This window comes from Rhodovulum sp. 12E13 (genome assembly GCF_003340565.1).
Classification (GTDB): Bacteria; Pseudomonadota; Alphaproteobacteria; order Rhodobacterales; family Rhodobacteraceae; genus HLUCCA09.
This window is the reverse complement of sequence record NZ_QPLK01000079.1, coordinates 1-3266: the sequence shown is the minus strand read 5'-3', so window position 1 is coordinate 3266 and position 3266 is coordinate 1. Positions and strand designations below refer to the sequence as shown.

At 70.5% G+C, this 3266-nt stretch carries 4 protein-coding genes; all 4 read right to left on the bottom strand.

What is annotated here, in order from left to right:
• Positions 1–217 precede the first annotated feature (217 nt).
• On the bottom strand, positions 218–427 hold the full coding sequence (locus DLJ49_RS22660) for a hypothetical protein (protein WP_158547547.1): 210 nt from the start codon (positions 425–427) through the stop codon (positions 218–220).
• A gap of 308 nt (positions 428–735) precedes the next feature.
• Positions 736–1047 carry a hypothetical protein gene (locus DLJ49_RS20930; protein ID WP_115395446.1) on the bottom strand — a complete coding sequence of 104 codons (312 nt, stop codon included), beginning with the start codon at positions 1045–1047 and terminating at the stop codon, positions 736–738.
• Positions 1048–1310: 263 nt separating this feature from the next.
• Positions 1311–2330: a nucleotidyltransferase family protein gene (locus DLJ49_RS20925; protein ID WP_115395445.1), complete on the bottom strand. Its 1020-nt coding sequence runs from the start codon at positions 2328–2330 to the stop codon at positions 1311–1313.
• A gap of 579 nt (positions 2331–2909) precedes the next feature.
• Positions 2910–3266: hypothetical protein (locus tag DLJ49_RS20920; protein ID WP_233489377.1), on the bottom strand; the 357-nt coding region annotated here is incomplete at its 5' end.

The following is a 3266-nucleotide window of genomic DNA, read 5'->3' as shown; positions in this document are numbered from 1 at the left end:
TGCGCTCCATACGCTGAAGGCACCCGACCCGAACATCACCATGAGGCCGTGACCTCGAAAAGGACCATGACCCCGGCACGGACGCAGAAACAGGCTTGACGAGGAACCGCAATTAAAGGACGCTGGTTCACACCGAGGGCCGATGCGCGTCGCGGACTGACGGGCGGATTACAGGGCGCATCTTGCCCTTGTTCCGAGCTGTGCGGCCATCTGCGTCTCAGCTCGCCGGGGTGAGTGCTTTGGCAACGTCGCCGTCGTCGCACGCGACTGTGCGACACGGGGTTTCGAGCTCGTCAAAACGGTGATGCGTGACCGCGCGCTGCGCCAGACGCCCGCTCGGCGGGTCGTGGCGTCCGGCCTCCGGCCAGGAGCCGCGCCGCCCCCCTTCGCCGTCCTCGATGAGAAGGTCGCACAGCCAGCTGGGCATGATCATCGCCGCGGCATCGACCGCGCCCCGCCTCCGGGGTTCGGTCGGTTCGGCGCACGAGGAAGGCGAAGAGGATCACCGCGTCGGACCAGGCGAAGACCTCGACGACGAACACCGTCCAGACGAAGACGCCCTGCACCGTGGCCATATCCACCGGCATCACCGTCTCGGCGAGGCGCCAATGCAGGTATATGAGCACGAGGGCGCCCACGCCGGCCGCCACTGCGACTTGCCCCGCCCGCCGCCTCAGCCACCGGCGCGGGAAAAAGCATGCCACCACTCCGACGAGCAGCAGCGGAACAAGATCCTCAAGCGTCATCGCGGACCCGTCGCAAGAAACCGGCTATCCAGGCGTCCTGGTCGGGCCAGCGCGCCGCCGCCGATGCGGCCGCGCGGCGCACCAGCGTGTCCAGCGCGGCGACGAGCTGCGGCACCTCCCGGTCGAGCTTGACCTGGGCGGTGCGCCCCACGTCGCAGAAGCGGGCGGCCTCGTCTCCCGCTGCCAGGTCCGCGGGGGGCAGGTCGAGCAGCACCGAGAGCATGCCCTCGGCGACCTCGACCGGCGCCGCCGCAAGGTCGCCGCGCGCCGGCAGGCTGCCGGCCCCACGGATGGCGGCCACACGCGCCTGGGCGAACTTAGGCTCGCGTGACAACATCAACTGTCACGCCAGCCATAGATTTTCGCACCGCACCTGCTAAGTCATTGATTTTGCTTATGCGGGGTGCGCGGATTTGGCTGATCGGCCGGAGGTTCGCCCATTCTACCCAGCAAATTGGCCCATCGTGAGGGCCAGAAAAAAGGCCGCCGGACCGGCGACCTTCAGCAGTATCTCGGGTTCGCATATTGTGGATTATCGGACTCTGAGTCCTCAGGCTCGGCAAATCACGCGAGCGCCGCCAGCCGTTCGGACGTCTCGGGCATGCGCTCCAGGCTGGCCGCAATGCGCGCCCGCCAGCGGGGGCCGCGGGACAGTGCGTCGGCGTAGGCCTCGGCCAGGTCGTCGGGGCGATCCTCGGAGAGGATGCGGACGAGGAACTTGGCCTGGGCGCGGTCCTTGCGGGACTTCAGCTGGTCGGGCCCGCCCCGCCGCCGGTCGGCCACGATCAGCTTGTGGATCGCGAAGCGCTCGGGGCGAGGGACCTGGACGAGCACGCCGGCGCGGTAGAGCGCGACCGCCTGGATCGGCTCCGCGATGAGGTAGTTGAGGTAGTTCAGCGCCTGGGCGCTGACGCCGAGGGCGGGCAGGGGCTTGACTGTCTCGTCCCCGAAGGCCGGGGTCAGGAATTCGACGAGGGTATCCGACCGGCTCTGCCGCCATTTCCAGACCTGGCGATCAATGACGCCGGGGACGGGGTCGAACTTCAGCGACCGCAGGATGTCGGCGGGGCTTTCCTCGACCGTGTCTCCGAGGGCGACCGACAGCCGCGCGAAGCTCGCGAGGTCGACATCGCCGGTCCGGGCGAGTTCCTCGTAATCCATCCGCACGCCGAGCTCGCCCTGGTAGAGGCCGTAGGCGAAGGTGCCCACGAGCGTCCCGCCGAGGCGGAAGACGCCCGCCCGCGAGAAGGCCAGCAGCATCGACCCCGTCTCGCGGTCGGTCACGATGAAGCCCTCCGCCCGCAGCGTCCGGGTCAGCCGCGCCATGCGCTTGCGGCGCGCCTCCGCGTCGGCCTTGAGCTCTGCCGCACGCTCCAGCCGCGCCCGGAGCTCGGGCGTGGCCTCGCCGAGGTAGCGGCTTTTCATCTCGGTCCCGAGGCGGAAGCGCTCGTAGAGATAGGTCCGGCCGTTGCGATGCCGCTCCTCGATCGAGCCCACGACGCCGGCCGCCCGCTCGTCGAGATGCAGGCGGAGCAGGTCCTGGTAGGCCACGACGGCGGGGCGCGACTGGGCGAGGATATCCATGATCGGGTGTGCCTCCCGGCTTGTGTGCATCAAAACCAATCCTGCTGCATATCCCTGCAGTGTGCAGCAAGAAAAAATCTGCTGCACACGCCTTCTTGACGGTGTGTCGGACCTCCCGACCCGCCTCCCCCGGGCTCGGTGGCGTCCTGAGGGCGCGGCACGGCCGCGGGCGGGTTGGCCGCGGGCGAGTCGGCGATCCGGGCGCGCTGGATGCAAACGTCGTGGGTGTCCCCGGTCACCGTGACGGCGACCGGGACGGGGAATGCTGTGCGGTCCTCGCTGTCTGTGGTGCCGTGTGCCGCGTCCATGTCGCTCGTCCCTTCTGGTTCTGCTGCCGATGTCGGCGCCCCCGCCACGGTGAGCGGGGGCGCCTGAACGAGAGGGACGTGGCACGCCCGAATTGGCCGCGGAAGCCACGCGGCCCTTCCGTGGGCCGCATTGAACCGACGGGCGGTTCGGGCGATGGGGTCGGAGGCTTGAACATCGCCGCATCGGTGCCCCGCGACCGTTCCCTCGCCCGGCTCGCGCGCGATGTGACCCGGCCCTCCACGAGACCCGCGCCGCCCGCGGCCCGCGGGCCTACCGCTTCGGGCCCGGCACGCCGCTGACCCGGCGCGCGAGCTGGTCATGCGCTTCCAGGTAATCGACGACGCGAAATGCGAGGCGGAGGAACGCCCGCAGCTCGTCGCGAACGCATCCGATGCGGCGGCCCGCTTCGGTGCCGCCGACGAGGTAGCCGTCGCCCTGCTCGGTCCAGCGCCGCACGGGCGCGCCCCCGGCGCGCGCGACCGCCGCCTCCAGCGGCGCCAGGGCCGCTTCGGCGGCCGCCAGCGCATCGCCGTCGAACAGGCCCTTGTCCGACAGCGCGGCGAGAGCGGCGTCGAGCACCTGCCGGTCCCCGTCGGCGAGCACCGCCCGGTGATCGCGCGCCGCCGC